Raw genomic sequence first — 14,768 nt, 5'->3', positions numbered from 1 at the left:
ACCTATGTCTGAACGTATTCAAACGACCCTCGTCACCGGCTTTTTAGGCGCAGGGAAAACGACATTATTAAACCGGATTGTTTCGAATCCGATTGAAAAAGTAGCACTACTCGTCAACGAAGTCGGTGCGGTAAACATTGATGAGGCCTTGATCGAGCGAAGTGACGAAGAAGTCATCGAACTGACGAACGGTTGCATTTGCTGCTCCATTCGCGGGGACTTACGGGAGGCGTTACTTCGGATTGCGAAAAAAAGACGGCATGGTGAAATGATTTTTGATCGTTTGATTGTCGAAACGACAGGGATTGCCGATCCGGGCCCAATCCTACAGACGTTCTATTTTGAACCGGCAGTCGAACAGCAGTATCAAATATCAAGTGTCATTACGGTCGTCGATGCCTATCAACTGGAGCGACAGTTAACATTTGAAGAAAATGTCCGCCAAATCGGTTTTGCCGATACTTTGTTGCTGAACAAAACGGATTTAATTTCGGTGAATGATGTGACGGTTGCCATTAAACGTTTATCCGAACTGAATCCAACGGCATTAATTTTGCCGACGGTCGAGTCTGACACGCCGATCGAACAGTTATTTGAAACGTTCCATTTTCCGAAACAGGAAGAAGAACGGTTGGCCCAACAAACGGATGGTTTGCAGAAGGCGGCTGATTCCTTTACCGCGTTAACGATTACAGAACCAGTCCCGTTGCATCGGCAACGTTTCGGTGCTGTCCTGCGAGAAATTCTTGAGGCGTATGCGGAAGATTTATACCGTTATAAAGGTATTCTTCATTTCTCGGATACGGATCGGAAAACCATTTTACAAGGAACGGGCATGATTTACGGAACGGCAACACGCGGTGAATTTGAAGGACCTAAACAAACAACGCTGGTCTTCATCGGGAAAAATCTAGATGAACAAGCGATTCGAAAAGGTGTAAAGGCGGCGAGAGAACATGGTTGAGTTGTATTTTGACGGAGCGGTCCGTCCTTCGAATGATGATGCAGCAGTCGGTATTTTCTGCAAAAATTCAGAAGGTCAGGTCATTGAACGGACATTTCGGATTACGGCTGAAAATAATCACGAAGCTGAATTTCAGGCATTTTTAAAAGCAGTCGAATTAGCGGAAGAATTAGCCGCGCAAGGAGAAAGTGTGTTTTCTTTCCGGACGGATTCGGAAGCTGTTTCGTTGGCAGTCGAACGCGAGTTTGCCAAAAATAAGCGGATTCAGATTTATTTTGATCCGGCATTCGAACGGTTTTCCCGTTTACCGCTGGCATTCGTCAAATGGATTCCACGGTCGGAAAATAAAGCCGATCGAGTGGCAAAAGATGCTTTAAATGAATATTAATCAAAAAAACTGACCGGATCGCACAGATCCGGTCAGTTTTTTCATAGAGACGTCTCATCGACCGGATCTTCCAGTCGTTCGATTAAGATTTGATCGATCCGCCGACCATCCAAGTCAACCACCTCGAAACGATAACCATTGCTCGTCACGTGACTTCCGCGAACCGGAAACTCGCCGAGCAGATATAAGACGAGCCCGGCGACGGTATGATAACTGTTTTTTGCTTCGCCAGGTAACTCTGTTTTAATATCGAGTACCCGTTTTAAATCATCGATATGCAGTAAGCCGTCTGCTAAATAAGATCCATCCGTCCGCTGGACAAGTTCCGGTTCCTCTTCGACCGTCGAGATTTCACCGACAAATGCTTCCAAGATATCAAATAATGTAATGATTCCCAAAAAACCGCCATATTCATCGAGTACAAAGGCAATGGAAACCGTTTCCTTGCGCATCCGTTCGAGCAGGACAGTCGCTTGCAACTGTTTCGGGACGATGAGCGGAGTGTGAATCATGGACTCGATGACAGCGATCGGCTGCTCGGAAGCTAGAATTTCCTTGGCATCGACGTATCCGACGAAGTGATCCAAATCACCGTGACCGACAGGAAGATTCCGGTGTTTTGCGCTTCGTAAATCAGCTAAAATCTCATCGGGAGAATCCGTCAAATCAATCCATTCCGTCACCGTACGCGGTTCCATCAATTCATACGCCAACTGATCGTGAAACGCGAATACACGCGAGACTTGTTCTGCTTCTGACGTTGCGAACGTTCCTTCTTTTGTCCCGCGAATCAACAACTGTTTGACTTCATCTTCCGTCTCGTCTTCCGTTTGAAGCCGGTCAAGTCCGATCATCCGGAAAATAACGCTTGTTGACTTACTTAAGATGAAGATGAACGGCTTTAAGACACTTGAGAATATCCGCATCGGTTGTGCCAGAATCATCGTGACACGCTCCGGACTGACGAGGGCAATTCGTTTTGGGACCAGTTCACCGACGACAAGCGATAAATAAGTAATGATCGTGACGACGACGACATAGCCGATCGTACTGGCGTAAGGTGCCAGCCACTCAAAACCGGCGAGCCAGTCAATTAACGGAGCGGATAAAGCAGCACCGCCAAAGGCTCCGTTGATGATGCCAATCAAGGTAATGCCGACTTGAACCGTCGACAGCAAATCCGTCGGACGTTCCAAAAAGTCGAGGGCGATTTGAGCGGATTTTTTTCCATCGTCCGCATATTGTTGCAACTTGGATTTTTTGGAGGACAGTAAAGCCAGTTCCGTCATCGCAAAGATCCCATTCGCCAGAATTAAAAGTAAAACGATTGTTAAGTTAATCAACCACATCAAGCATTCACTCCTTTTCGATAACAAACTATTCCCCAAACCGGCGTCTATCATTCCCATTCGAGTCGGTTTCCGTTAAACTATTAATGTATCAGCAGATAAAGGGGGAAATGATTATGGAATACCGTTTAGAACATGACACGATGGGGGAAATTCGTGTCCCGGAAGCACAGGAATGGGGAGCACAAACACAACGCAGTCTGGAAAACTTTAAGATTGGCACGGAAAAGATGCCGATTGAAATCATTCGGGCATTCGCCGTTCTGAAAAAGGGCGCAGCACTAGCCAATCGTGATCTAGGGGTCTTGGATCAAGAAAAAGCGGAAGTGATTGCGGAAGTCTGTGACGAAATCATCGCCGGACAGTTCGATGCAGAATTTCCACTGGTCGTTTGGCAGACGGGTTCCGGTACACAATCGAACATGAACGTTAACGAAGTGGTTGCCCGGGTCGCAACACGGAAACTTGCCGAGCGGGGAAGTGACAAGGTCATCCATCCGAATGATGATGTCAATAAATCACAAAGTTCAAACGATACATATCCGACTGCGATGCATATTGCAGCGAAGACGATTGTCATCGATCAATTGTTGCCGGCAATCGATGCGATCCACGCAACGCTTGACGAGAAAGCCAAAGCCTTCTCAGACATCGTCAAAATCGGCCGGACCCATCTACAGGACGCCACACCGATTACACTGGGTCAGGAAATCAGCGGCTGGGTCCGTATGTTACAACTTTCGAAAAAAATGATTGAATTGACATTAGAACCGTTGACGGAACTGGCAATCGGCGGAACGGCTGTCGGTACCGGCATCAATGCCCATCCGGAATTCGGAGACCGGGCAGCTGAAAAAATGAGTGAAGAAACCGGAAAATCGTTTGTCAGCGCAGAAAATAAATTCCATGCCCTGACGAGCCATGATCAACTCGTCTTTTCCCATGGAGCCATCAAGGCACTCGCGATGGATGCGATGAAAATCGCCAATGACGTCCGCTGGCTCGCATCCGGTCCGCGTGCCGGAATCGGTGAGATTACGATTCCGGAAAATGAACCGGGAAGCTCCATCATGCCGGGAAAAGTTAATCCGACTCAAAGCGAGGCGTTGACGATGGTCGCTGCTCAAGTCCTTGGAAATGATGCGACAATCGGATTTGCTGCAAGTCAAGGGAACTTTGAACTCAATGTCTTTAAGCCGGTGATTATGTATAACTACATCCAGTCGGTTCGGTTATTGACGGATTCCCTTCAGTCGTTTAATGATCACTGTGCCATCGGAATCGAGCCGGAGCGGACTGTCATCGCTGAGAACGTCGAACGTTCCTTAATGCTTGTCACGGCACTCAATCCGCATATCGGGTATGAAAATGCAGCTCGGATTGCTAAAGCTGCGCACAAAGAGGGTACAACTTTAAAAGAGGCGGCACTTGCCACCGGTTTATTGACAGAAGAACAATACGATCAATGGATCGTTCCGGCGGACATGGTCCATCCGAACTTAAAAGCATAATCGAAAACGAGGGCCTTCCCTCGTTTTCTTTTCAGTCGAACGGATGATTTCGGCTGTATAGAAAGAGAGGGAAGACTCGTGGAAACAACCAAACAACAAATTGAAAAACAAATCGATCAGACGATTCTGATGGTCGAACGTTTACTCCGGATGGATACGGTTCCGAAATCGGAGTTGCTTGTTTTCGCACAATGGCTGAACCGATTCAGCGAATATGATCAAGCAAATTTCTTTGAGCGGCAGACAGCAGGCTGGGGAAGTGAATTGAACGGGGCAGCGGAAGAAGTCACGCATGAACAGATCGTGAAGCTGCTCGCACCGGTCATCGATCATTTGTCAGAACGGGGACGGAAGAAAGTCGTACGCAAGGAAATGATTCTTTCGGTCACGAAACGGTTTTTGGATAACATTCAATGGAAAAAAGCACTGGAGCATGAACGTTACATGACACGTTTTTTTGGTTCAATCGAAGATACACTGGAAGTCGGATACGATTTGCATGTCGATGCGATGCTGATTGATTACGAAATCATTCGCATGACAGAAGATACATTACTGAAGAAGCTGATTAGAAAATTGGAAACCGCGTTCATTCCGCTGATTTTGATTGGTCCGAATGACCCGACGGTCCGTCAGGTGTGTTATGCACTTGGAGCAGATGATTACTGGGATGAGACGGTAGGGATTGACGAACGTAAGATTCGCCTTCAACGGCTGCTACGGAAATTACGTGCCGTGTCTTCATCGATATTAGTTGATGAGTTAACGGGTGCCTTCAACCGGAAATACCTTCAAAATGCCTACCGGAGACGGACATCGCGGTTGGAACGCGATCATCAGCTGTTTGCTCTGGCCATTTTCGATTTAGACCACTTCAAACGAATTAATGATTTGCATGGACATCCAACAGGGGATCTTGTGTTGACCGAACTGGCAGCTTTGACGAAACAAGCTCTCCGACAAGACGACGAGTTGATCCGCTTCGGAGGCGAAGAATTTATGGTGCTGTTTAGTGCAGACAATTCGAAACATGCCGCAGAGATGATGGAAAGGGTTCGGTCACGAATTGAACGTCATACCTTTCCGAACGGGTTGAAAGTAACGGTTTCAATCGGATTAACGATCATCGATGATGTTCTGATGGATTTAGAAGAGATGACGTCTGAAGCAGACGAAGCTCTCTATCAAGCCAAGCGAAACGGACGGAACCAGGTCATCCTGTACGCGACGGCAACTGCCAAGGAGAAGCTAGAGGTCGTCATTAAGGTCGAAAAGACGTTACTGCCATCTCTTTCACGGATTGAGCTACCGTTTCATCCGAAATACGATTTTAATCTTGTAGCTGACGATCAAAAAACAACCGGATCGATTCAGCTTTACGTGATGCCGCTCGAACGGCTGGCAACGTCAGATTTTAAGCTGGTTAAGCAGTGGAAGCAGGCGCGTGAGGCCCTCATTGACGTGATTGCGATTGCCGATGAAGAAAATCAACTGCTGGGACAGGCGCTGGAACGCGGCGTTACGGATTATTGTTTATCTCCGCTTGATCCACATCAGTTGGAAGAGCAGATTCGCCAATGGGTGATTCGCCTGCCTTAAAAAGACCGAATTAAAAAAGCATCCTGACTTCTTGAAAGTCGGGATGCTTTTTGCTTGAAACGTCAATCGAATGATGTTTATTCAGGAACACGATCAAATTGCTTAATCGTAAAAGCTTCTGCATGTTGCGTATCCACAGGGTGGTACGTCTCGGAGGAACAAACGAAATGATCAGGAAGAACGGGATAGTAAACATCCCCTTCGATGTGGGCATCGATTTCAGTCGCATAAATCCGCTCGATAAGAGGCAGTGTCTGCTGGAACAATTCGCCGCCGCCAATTAAAAAGACTTCCTCGTCCGACTCCGCGTAATCCGCCAGTCTGTCTAAGTCATGCCAGATGGTGATGCCTTCCGCATGAAAGTCCGGATCACGTGTGATGACGATATTCTCGCGTCCCGGTAATGGGCGTCCGATTGAGAGGAAGGTTTTTCGACCCATGATGACCGGTTTGCCGTAAGTCGTTTTCTTGAAATGGGCTAAATCAGCCGGCAAGTGCCAAGGCATCTCGTTATCCCGTCCAATGACCCGGTTTTTTGTATAGGCAACGATATGCGAAATCATACGGCGACGACTCCTTTAATATGCGGATCAGGGTCGTAGCCTTCGATGATGATATCGTCAAACGTAAAGTCTTCAATGCGCTCGACTTCACGGGCAAATCGAATCGTCGGCAAAGGTTTCGGATTCCGGCTCAACTGGAGATTCACTTGATCCAGATGGTTCGAATAAATATGGGAATCTCCTAAAGTATGAACAAAATCGCCGACTTCAAGTTTACAGACATGAGCAATCATGTGCGTCAACAAAGCATAGGAAGCAATATTGAACGGGACTCCAAGGAAGACGTCCGCCGACCGCTGATAGAGCTGACAAGACAGTTTTCCGTCTGCTACGTAAAACTGGAACAACAAATGGCAGGGCGGTAAGGCCATCTCCTCCAGTTGTCCGGGATTCCAGGCACTGACAATCAAACGACGGGAGTCCGGATTGACTTTGATCTGTTCAATCACATCCGCTAATTGATCGACGGTCGTTCCATCCGGTTTCGGAAAAGAACGCCACTGGGCACCATAAACCGGTCCGAGATTACCGTTTTCGTCCGCCCACTCGTTCCAAATGCGGACACCGTTCTCTTGTAAATAAGAGATGTTCGTTTCACCGGAGATAAACCAGATCAATTCATGAATGATCGACTTCATATGTAACTTTTTTGTCGTCACCATCGGAAAACCATCCTGCAACGAGAACCGCATTTGATGACCAAAAATACTGATGGTTCCGGTTCCCGTCCGATCTTCTTTTTTTACGCCGTTCGTTAAAATTTCCTGACAAAGTTGATGATACTGTTTCATGAATAATGTCCCCCTATGAAAGCTATCTTCCTATTGTAGCCGAATCCGTTCGGTCGAATCAACCGTTGGAGGAAGTCGGAAGATGACGGCGGAACAGATAACTGAACAGTCCGAACAACGGCACGAGGTCCCGCCAACCGAGCCGAGTATTCTGGCGCGCCCGAATACGGTGTAACATAAACAGCTGTAAAATATAAAACATCACCAAATCGACGGTCATCGTCCGAACGAATTGATTTGTCATGAAATAGACTCCGAAAATGCTCCAGTCGGAACGTGCCAAAGCCAACCAGATGATGATTGCCGACAGAACGGCTAATACGGCGACGACATAAGGAATGAACTTCCGGCGCCGAAACGGTAAAAACGTTTGACGGGGAATTGCCAGCGCGAGATACGGCATCAGGATAAAAGAACCTAATGCAAATGCCCCGAAACTGGCCAACATCGGTGAAGGTTTCAAGAAGCGTTTTTCGTCCAAGAAGAGCATGAAAAAGGCTGCAGGATAGATCCCGAGTAATGTAAATAAACTGAGCGCAGACGTATCAAATTGGCTTTGGTCGAATCGTAAAAAGGACAGGAGAAAACCGGACGGGAAAACTCTGTTATTCCCGAACAACAGTATAAAGATGATGGCGACAGCCCAGACCAGAAATAATAAGTAACGACGATACATGTTGGTACGCCTCCTCTCTTAAATCATTTTCCTCAAACGGAAAAATTCAAACGTGAAACGATAGGTCCAGTATACCTGATTCCGTACAAGGGAATCTTCTTGTCCTGGTTACAAGATTCGTGATACGCTAACGATGAAATAAATGGAAGCGCTTTTATTAAATGCGCAATCGATTGCGCAAATTGTTCACAAGAGGAGTCGATCAATCACATGGAACGTAAATGGTGGCACGACAGTGTAGTCTATCAAATTTATCCGCGGAGTTTCAATGATTCAAACGGAGACGGAATCGGGGATCTCGTCGGTATCATTGAAAAACTGGATTACTTAAAAGAACTTGGAATTGATGTTATTTGGCTGAGTCCGGTCTATGACTCACCAAATGATGATAACGGATATGATATTCGGGATTATGAAGCCATCATGAGCGAATTCGGAACGATGGCGGACTTTGATCGTCTGCTCGATCAGGCGCATGAGCGGGGAATCAAAATCGTAATGGATTTGGTCATCAACCATTCGTCGGACGAGCACGCCTGGTTTGCAGAGTCACGAAAGAGTAAGGACAATCCATACCGGGACTATTACATTTGGAGAAGCGCCAATGAAGACGGGACGCTCCCGAACAACTGGGGCTCGATTTTTTCCGGACCGGCTTGGGAACTGGATGAGGCGACAAACGAATATTACTTGCACCTGTTTTCTAAAAAGCAACCTGATCTGAACTGGGAAAACGAAAAACTGCGTCAAGAAGTCTATCAGATGATTACGCGCTGGTTGGATCGCGGGATTGACGGTTTCCGGATGGACGTCATCAACTTAATCTCGAAGACACCCGGTCTTCCGGATGCGACGGTTCCTCCCGGTGCTCTATACGGGGACGGCGGACAACATTATATTAACGGACCAAGAATCCATGAGTTTTTAAAAGAAATGAATGATGCTTCTTTTGGTAATTATGATGTCTTGACGGTTGGTGAAATGCCGGGGGCGACAACTGACGACGCCATTCTTTATACAGATCCAGAACGCAAAGAAGTCAACATGGTGTTTACGTTCGAACATATGGACTTGGATTCCGGTCCGGGTGGGAAATGGGATGTAAAACCATTTGACCTTCAGAAACTGAAAGAAAACTTCACGAAATGGCAAGTCGCCTTACACGAAAAAGGGTGGAACTCGCTGTACTGGAATAATCACGACCAGCCACGCGTTGTCAGCCGATTCGGAAATGATACGACGTATCGCGTCGAATCCGCTAAAATGTTAGCGACTCTGCTCCACTTGTTAAAAGGAACTCCCTACATTTATCAAGGGGAAGAAATCGGCATGACGAACGTGGCCTTTGAATCGATTGAGGACTATGAGGATATCGAAATCCGTAATATGTGGAAAGAACGGACCGAGCAAGGGGCTTCACCGGCAGAGTTATTGCGTGCTGTCCATGTGAAGGGACGGGACAATGCCCGGACACCAATTCAATGGGATGCGACGGAGCATGCCGGATTTACGACGGGTACACCCTGGTTAAAAGTTAATCCGAACTATCCGACCATCAATGTCGAACAGGCCTTGGAGGATCCGGATTCCATCTTCTATTACTATAAACAGCTGATTGCGTTACGTCATCAGCACGATGTAATCGTATACGGTGAATATGCCTTGATTTTAGAAGAGGAAACGGACATCTATGCGTACACAAGAACATATGAAAATGAAACATGGTACATTTACTGCTCCTTCAGTCAGGAAGAAGTAACGGTTCCGCTGTCTCACGATACTTCTGATCCGGTCATCGGAAATTACAGTGAATCACCGGCAGGATCAAAAGAAGAATTGGTTCTTCGACCGTATGAAGCAATCGTCTACCGGACGACGCGGTAAAAATGAAATGCAAGTACTAAAAATCAGGGTGACGGACATCATGTCCGTCACCCTGATTTTTAATCGTTGAAGGCCGTTCTTTCTCAAAAGAGAGAACAGATCCTTCTCGTTCTAAGTAAAACACGAGTCATTCAAGACGTCGTTTTGACGAATTGTTTGATCATATCGATAATCTGCTGTTGTTCCTCTTTCATCGTTTCGAGCAGTATGCCGTACAAACGTTGGTCATCAAGCCATTTTTCATGTAAGATTCGTCCGTTCAGCTTCAAAGGTTCAAGGCCGGGTAAAAGAGAAAATTCAACGACGATTGACATCGAACGATCAATCGGCAGTTTCAGCGGTGTTGCAATCGCCATACCACTCGGGGAGAGATTATGAATTTTCATCGATCCGACCGGTGTCCGCCGTCCCTCTTTGACGAGATAGAATTCACCGGAAACCGGTTGATCAAATTGATACCGGAACGATTCGTTGCGTTTGATTTTCAAATGAACACCTCCTGATTCCCATTATCCGTTAAAAAAGAACAATCTTCTAGCGAAATGTAGAAAATCAGGAAGGTGTTTGCATTATGCGGCCAAATCTTTCGAAGGAGCAGTCGGATGAATCCGTTTGGCAATATACATGAAGGGAGTCGCGACCCAGGCAATGACGAATTTAGCGAGATAAGTGGTGATGAAAATCTGCCACCAGATATCAAACGGTAAATTGTGAAAGGCGATCGCACAAAACGTCAATGTATCAATTAATTGACTGAGGACGGTCGAACCGGTTGTACGTAACCAAAGTTTCTTTTCCCCCGTCTTCTGACGGATTTTCGAATAGATAAAGACATCAAACAATTGTGAGACAAGGTAGGCAGACAAACTGCCGAGCGCAATCCAAGGAAGTAACCCGAATAGAAGGTTCAATGAGTTTGACATGTCTTTTGCGAGTGTGTCATTGAGCGGCGTATACAGTAAACTGTATTGCATCAATAACGTTGTCGTAATCAATGAGAAAAAGCCCATATAGACGCCTTGACGCGCGACTTTCTTCCCGTACTTTTCATTTAAGATGTCGGTCGCCAAGTAACAGCTTCCGTACACGACGTTACCTAATGTGAAAATATAAGAATAAAGTTCGACTTGTTGTGTGACTTGGATATTGGCAATGATCGTTGCGATGGCAATCCACATCATCAGACCGGTTTTGCCAAACAGACGATAACTTAGTAATAATAATCCCATCGTAATTAAAATGGAAGGAAACCATAACCATTCGTTCATGTGAGAACTCCTTTCTGAATCATACAAACCAAAATTCTACGCTGTTTTTGATTTGATGTCAAAAAAAACCGACGCCGGATTGCGTCGGTCGAATTTCAAGGGCGTTGTAGGGCGTAACGTTTACGGCGACCCTTACTGAAGTAATCGTCCTGTTTGACGAATCCGTTCGTCTTCAAAATCTGAGAAGCGATCTCTTGATGGGGAGAGGTCGGCAGGATACGGGCACGCACTTCGTAAAGAGCCAATACGTTTGACTGCTCGAGTGCCTGTTTTACCGCCTTTGTTCCAAAACCTTGTCTACTGTAAGGATCGAATACCATCAAATCAAGTTGGAAATAATGCCCCATCTTTAATAAGAGTACGCGACCGATCAACTGTTCGTCGACGAGAATATCATAGTAGAAATCTTCGGCATAACTGTGTTCGACAGAATCGAAGGCACGTTCGGTTCCTAGCTCATGGTCGTATCCTTGAATTTCCTGACGAGATAATCCGTAAGCCTGTTCGCCGTACTTTAAAAAATGTTCGAATTCAGTCTGATCTACATGACGTAGTGTTCGACGTTTTAAATCCATGACGGTGTCCTCCTCTGATCGCATTTCACTCTGCTCATTTATTATAGCGACTTGAGGAAACAAATTGCAAAAGATAGCCGGAAGGAATCACGCACCCGGAAGAAACCGGGAAGAGCGAAAAAGCAAGTTGTAAACGGATTGTGATTGTTTCATTTCATGATGAATATGGTAAAGTAATGATGTAGACATCTGTATGCTGGAAGGGGTTGGAAAATGTGTTTACAGAACGCGATGGAATCAAATTACGCTTAGAACAAATCGAACGCTTATATTCTGATTTGAATCGGGAAGCGAAACAATTGACGGAGCGGTTACGCCAACTTGACGAACAAGGGGACGAAGTCCGTCACGATCTTGCCTTAAATAAAGAAGATCGCGATCATTTGAAATCAAGTATTGACGAGACGTTGCAGGCGTTATTACAACGGACGACTGTCGATGCTAAAGTCGAACAAGAAAAACAAGAAGATTTGATTTCTAAAAAAGCACTCATCGAAGACATCGAAGGGTTATTGAAGAAAAAGAAATAAGCTGGCGCAGGCTAGCTTATTTTTTTCTGGGAGTGAAACGGATTGGATAAACAAAAAGTGATCTTGACGACATGCTTAAGACCGACAGAGGATGTGAAGATCAGAAGACAACAACTTTTTGAAACAGAACAAAACATCGACTTTGCTGTCGTAGAACGAAAAAAAATGAGTCTGCCGGCACTTCACGAGCAACATCAGCTACCCGTTCTTGTCGTGGATAAAAACCGGTTGGAGTACTATCCGTCAGGAACGGACAGTTCCTTTTTCTTTCATCCGTCCAGTGCGGTTTTTCGGATCAAACAATTCGACCGCGACGGTCATGACCCCTTGATTGCGATTGCCCGATTGCAAGAGGGGATGACAGTCCTTGATTGTACGTTAGGTTTAGGAGCGGATGCAATCATCATGAGTCATGCGGTCGGCCGGTCAGGTCAGGTCACCGGTATAGAGAGTAATCCGGTCACGGCACTGATCGTCCGGGAAGGGTTGCGGCAGTGGATTGAAGGATATTCGCCAATCGTTGAGGCGATGCGTCGGATTAACGTTCAACTGACGGAACACTTCACATACCTCAAACAATGCACGAGTAATTCGGTGGATGTGATTTATTTTGATCCGATGTTTGAAAAAACGATTTCGGAATCCACACATCTAGACGGATTACGGCAATTGGCAAACTATGAACCGTTGACAGAACATGTGTTAGCTGAAGCGAAGCGTGTCGCGCGACAAAGAATCGTCTTAAAAGCTCATTTTGAGAGTGATCTCTTTGAACGGTACGGATTTGAGCGTACGAAACGAAAGTCATCCAAGCTGCACTATGGTGTTCTTGAATTATGACGGCCAGAAACCCCTCTGAGTCAGACTCAAAGGGGTTTTATCTGTTGCTTCAAATTATTCGATGGCTTCTTTTAATTCTTCTTCCATATCGTCAAATGTATCTTGAACCGATTCAACCGGTTGCTTCGTCAAGAGGCTGACAACGACAGTAAAGAGTAAGCTGGTAAAGAAACCGGGTACCATTTCGTACAATGTATCGCTGAGTCCGAGCTGTACCCAGGCAATAACCGTAATGGCACCGGATAACATACCGGCAAGTGCTCCTTGTTTCGTCATCCGTTTCCAATAGAGCGAAAGCAGAATGATTGGACCAAAGGCCGAACCAAAACCGGCCCATGCATAACCGACGAGTGATAAAATCGTAGCTGACGGGTTCCAGGCTAATATGGAACCGATGACAGCGATGACTAGGACGGCAATACGTCCTGTTAAGACTAACTGTTTATCCGTCGCTTTTTTGTTTAAGAACGTTTTATAAAAATCTTCTGTTAAGGCACTTGATGTGACGAGCAACTGGGACGAAATCGTCGACATGATTGCAGCAAGAATCGCTGCCATCAGGAATCCAGTGATATACGGGTGGAACAGGACGTCAGAGAAGCGGATAAAGACCGTCTCCGGATCACCTAGACCGTTGCCTTGTCCTTTAAAACAAGCAATTCCGACAAGTCCTGTCATCATGGCACCAAGAATCGAGATAAACATCCAACCGATGCCGATCCGACGTGCATTTTTCAAGTCTTTGACTGAACGAATGGCCATAAAACGAACAATGATGTGCGGTTGTCCGAAGTAACCAAGTCCCCATGCGAGGAATCCGATGATTCCGAGGAATGTCGTTCCTTTCAATGGATCAAACAAAGTAGGGTCTAAGTTTTCAGCGTAGCTGTAGGCCCCGTCAATCCCGCCGACATCTGTCAACGCGACGACTGGTACTAGAACAAGCGCGATGAACATGATACAACCCTGGACGAAGTCGGTCCAACTGACTGCGAGAAAACCGCCAAACAATGTGTAGGCGACAACGACCGCAATCGTCAAGAGCATACCATAGTGGTAATCAAAGCCGAATGAGCTTTCAAACAATTTCCCGCCGGATACGATACCAGCTGATGTGTAGAACGTGAAGAATACGATAATGACGACTGCTGAAACCGTCCGTAAGACACATGATGTATCTTTGAAACGATTTTCTAAGAAATCGGGAATCGTAATCGAGTCATTTGCCATTTCCGTGTAGAGACGAAAACGTGGCGCTAAAATCAGGTAGTTCACGTAACATCCGATCAGTAATCCTAAAGCAAGCCATAAAGCGGATACGCCAGTGGCATACATGGCACCAGGTAATCCCATCAACATCCAACCACTCATGTCGGATGCTCCGGCGGATAGAGCCGTAACACCGGGTCCTAAATCCCGACCGCCTAACATATAATCTTCTGTGTTTGTCGTTCGCTTGTAGGCAATGTAACCGATAGCAAGCATCATGACCAGATACAAGCTGATAGAAATCCATTCTTGCGTCATAACAATAAATCCTCCAATTTCAACTTTTTTTGCGCTGTTCATATCTTCGTCAAAATAAGCACAATCGATTCGTTCCCCACGTTACAAGGTCTAAAACAACAACGCAAGTCTTCACAAAGTCGTTAAAAGCGGCGTCAGCCCTCGTCCATCAAGGGGTTGGGACGGTTTTCGTCCCTGTTGAAGTTTAAACTTTCTGAATTCAGCCTTATGAACGTAACATGAAAGAAAAACCGTTGAAATAAATAACAGTGTAAAAAACGATACAATTGGAACTTTGTTTGCATGAAAAAACGATTCAAATGA

General features: G+C 45.9%; 15 protein-coding genes. 7 read left to right on the top strand and 8 right to left on the bottom strand.

Annotation, left to right across the window (positions count from 1 at the left end; translation table 11 throughout):
- Positions 1–4 precede the first annotated feature (4 nt).
- On the top strand, positions 5–964 hold the full coding sequence (locus EXIG_RS08985) for a CobW family GTP-binding protein (RefSeq protein WP_012370617.1): 960 nt from the start codon (positions 5–7) through the stop codon (positions 962–964).
- Complete coding sequence (locus EXIG_RS08980) at positions 957–1,352, top strand: ribonuclease HI family protein (protein WP_012370616.1); 396 nt, start codon at positions 957–959, stop codon at positions 1,350–1,352. Before EXIG_RS08985 ends, EXIG_RS08980 begins: the two co-directional genes overlap by 8 nt.
- A gap of 41 nt (positions 1,353–1,393) precedes the next feature.
- On the opposite strand, the gene EXIG_RS08975 is transcribed toward EXIG_RS08980, so the two are convergent.
- Positions 1,394–2,701: a hemolysin family protein gene (locus EXIG_RS08975; RefSeq protein ID WP_012370615.1), complete on the bottom strand. Its 1,308-nt coding sequence runs from the start codon at positions 2,699–2,701 to the stop codon at positions 1,394–1,396.
- 116 nt (positions 2,702–2,817) lie between these two features.
- On the opposite strand from EXIG_RS08975, the gene fumC reads away from it, so the two are divergent.
- Both fumC and EXIG_RS08965 read left to right on the top strand, forming a co-directional pair.
- The gene (gene fumC / locus EXIG_RS08970) at positions 2,818–4,212 is read left to right on the top strand and encodes a class II fumarate hydratase (RefSeq protein WP_012370614.1); all 1,395 of its coding nucleotides are present in this window, start codon (positions 2,818–2,820) and stop codon (positions 4,210–4,212) included.
- Between the two features lie 78 nt (positions 4,213–4,290).
- The gene (locus EXIG_RS08965; RefSeq protein ID WP_012370613.1) at positions 4,291–5,811 is read left to right on the top strand and encodes a diguanylate cyclase; all 1,521 of its coding nucleotides are present in this window, start codon (positions 4,291–4,293) and stop codon (positions 5,809–5,811) included.
- Positions 5,812–5,888: 77 nt separating this feature from the next.
- Here EXIG_RS08965 and EXIG_RS08960 read toward each other — a convergent pair whose 3' ends face one another.
- The 3 genes from EXIG_RS08960 to EXIG_RS15610 are packed head-to-tail and all read right to left on the bottom strand — an operon-like array spanning position 5,889 to position 7,841.
- Positions 5,889–6,374 (bottom strand): dihydrofolate reductase, encoded by a 486-nt coding sequence (locus tag EXIG_RS08960; RefSeq protein WP_012370612.1) that lies wholly within the window; start codon positions 6,372–6,374, stop codon positions 5,889–5,891.
- Positions 6,371–7,165, bottom strand: coding sequence for a thymidylate synthase (locus EXIG_RS08955; RefSeq protein WP_012370611.1), 795 nt, complete (start codon positions 7,163–7,165; stop codon positions 6,371–6,373). Before EXIG_RS08955 ends, EXIG_RS08960 begins: the two co-directional genes overlap by 4 nt.
- Positions 7,166–7,223: 58 nt before the next feature.
- Positions 7,224–7,841: a hypothetical protein gene (locus EXIG_RS15610; protein WP_012370610.1), complete on the bottom strand. Its 618-nt coding sequence runs from the start codon at positions 7,839–7,841 to the stop codon at positions 7,224–7,226.
- A gap of 210 nt (positions 7,842–8,051) precedes the next feature.
- Here EXIG_RS15610 and EXIG_RS08950 point away from each other — a divergent pair, with 210 nt between their 5' ends.
- Positions 8,052–9,725, top strand: coding sequence for a glycoside hydrolase family 13 protein (locus EXIG_RS08950; RefSeq protein WP_012370609.1), 1,674 nt, complete (start codon positions 8,052–8,054; stop codon positions 9,723–9,725).
- Between the two features lie 131 nt (positions 9,726–9,856).
- Here EXIG_RS08950 and EXIG_RS08945 read toward each other — a convergent pair whose 3' ends face one another.
- From EXIG_RS08945 to EXIG_RS08935, 3 genes are all read right to left on the bottom strand, one after another.
- On the bottom strand, positions 9,857–10,213 hold the full coding sequence (locus tag EXIG_RS08945; RefSeq protein WP_012370608.1) for a PilZ domain-containing protein: 357 nt from the start codon (positions 10,211–10,213) through the stop codon (positions 9,857–9,859).
- Between the two features lie 81 nt (positions 10,214–10,294).
- On the bottom strand, positions 10,295–10,993 hold the full coding sequence (locus tag EXIG_RS08940; protein ID WP_012370607.1) for a queuosine precursor transporter: 699 nt from the start codon (positions 10,991–10,993) through the stop codon (positions 10,295–10,297).
- Between the two features lie 95 nt (positions 10,994–11,088).
- Positions 11,089–11,568: a GNAT family N-acetyltransferase gene (locus EXIG_RS08935; RefSeq protein ID WP_012370606.1), complete on the bottom strand. Its 480-nt coding sequence runs from the start codon at positions 11,566–11,568 to the stop codon at positions 11,089–11,091.
- Positions 11,569–11,783: 215 nt separating this feature from the next.
- Between EXIG_RS08935 and EXIG_RS08930 the strand changes: the two genes are divergently transcribed.
- Positions 11,784–12,098, top strand: coding sequence for a hypothetical protein (locus EXIG_RS08930; RefSeq protein ID WP_012370605.1), 315 nt, complete (start codon positions 11,784–11,786; stop codon positions 12,096–12,098).
- A 57-nt stretch (positions 12,099–12,155) separates the two neighbouring features.
- Positions 12,156–12,938, top strand: coding sequence for a class I SAM-dependent methyltransferase (locus EXIG_RS08925; RefSeq protein WP_041261962.1), 783 nt, complete (start codon positions 12,156–12,158; stop codon positions 12,936–12,938).
- Positions 12,939–12,992: 54 nt separating this feature from the next.
- Here the strand turns inward: EXIG_RS08925 and putP are convergent, their stop codons facing one another.
- Entirely contained in the window at positions 12,993–14,465 is a 1,473-nt protein-coding gene (gene putP / locus EXIG_RS08920) for a sodium/proline symporter PutP (protein WP_012370603.1), read from the bottom strand.
- Positions 14,466–14,768: the final 303 nt, after the last annotated feature.

This window comes from Exiguobacterium artemiae 255-15, from assembly GCF_000019905.1.
Taxonomy (GTDB): domain Bacteria; phylum Bacillota; class Bacilli; order Exiguobacteriales; family Exiguobacteriaceae; genus Exiguobacterium_A; species Exiguobacterium_A artemiae.
Note: the sequence above shows the minus strand (reverse complement) of the source record. Positions and strands in the feature narration are given on the sequence as shown.

Coding starts and splice junctions, on each gene's coding strand:
- EXIG_RS08980 (WP_012370616.1), top strand. CDS start 957: ATGGTTGAGTTGTATTTTGACGGAGCGGTCCGTCCTTCGAATGATGAT.
- EXIG_RS15610 (WP_012370610.1), bottom strand. CDS start 7,841: ATGTATCGTCGTTACTTATTATTTCTGGTCTGGGCTGTCGCCATCATC.
- EXIG_RS08985 (WP_012370617.1), top strand. CDS start 5: ATGTCTGAACGTATTCAAACGACCCTCGTCACCGGCTTTTTAGGCGCA.
- EXIG_RS08940 (WP_012370607.1), bottom strand. CDS start 10,993: ATGAACGAATGGTTATGGTTTCCTTCCATTTTAATTACGATGGGATTA.
- putP (WP_012370603.1), bottom strand. CDS start 14,465: ATGACGCAAGAATGGATTTCTATCAGCTTGTATCTGGTCATGATGCTT.
- EXIG_RS08960 (WP_012370612.1), bottom strand. CDS start 6,374: ATGATTTCGCATATCGTTGCCTATACAAAAAACCGGGTCATTGGACGG.
- fumC (WP_012370614.1), top strand. CDS start 2,818: ATGGAATACCGTTTAGAACATGACACGATGGGGGAAATTCGTGTCCCG.
- EXIG_RS08950 (WP_012370609.1), top strand. CDS start 8,052: ATGGAACGTAAATGGTGGCACGACAGTGTAGTCTATCAAATTTATCCG.
- EXIG_RS08955 (WP_012370611.1), bottom strand. CDS start 7,165: ATGAAACAGTATCATCAACTTTGTCAGGAAATTTTAACGAACGGCGTA.
- EXIG_RS08935 (WP_012370606.1), bottom strand. CDS start 11,568: ATGGATTTAAAACGTCGAACACTACGTCATGTAGATCAGACTGAATTC.
- EXIG_RS08975 (WP_012370615.1), bottom strand. CDS start 2,701: ATGTGGTTGATTAACTTAACAATCGTTTTACTTTTAATTCTGGCGAAT.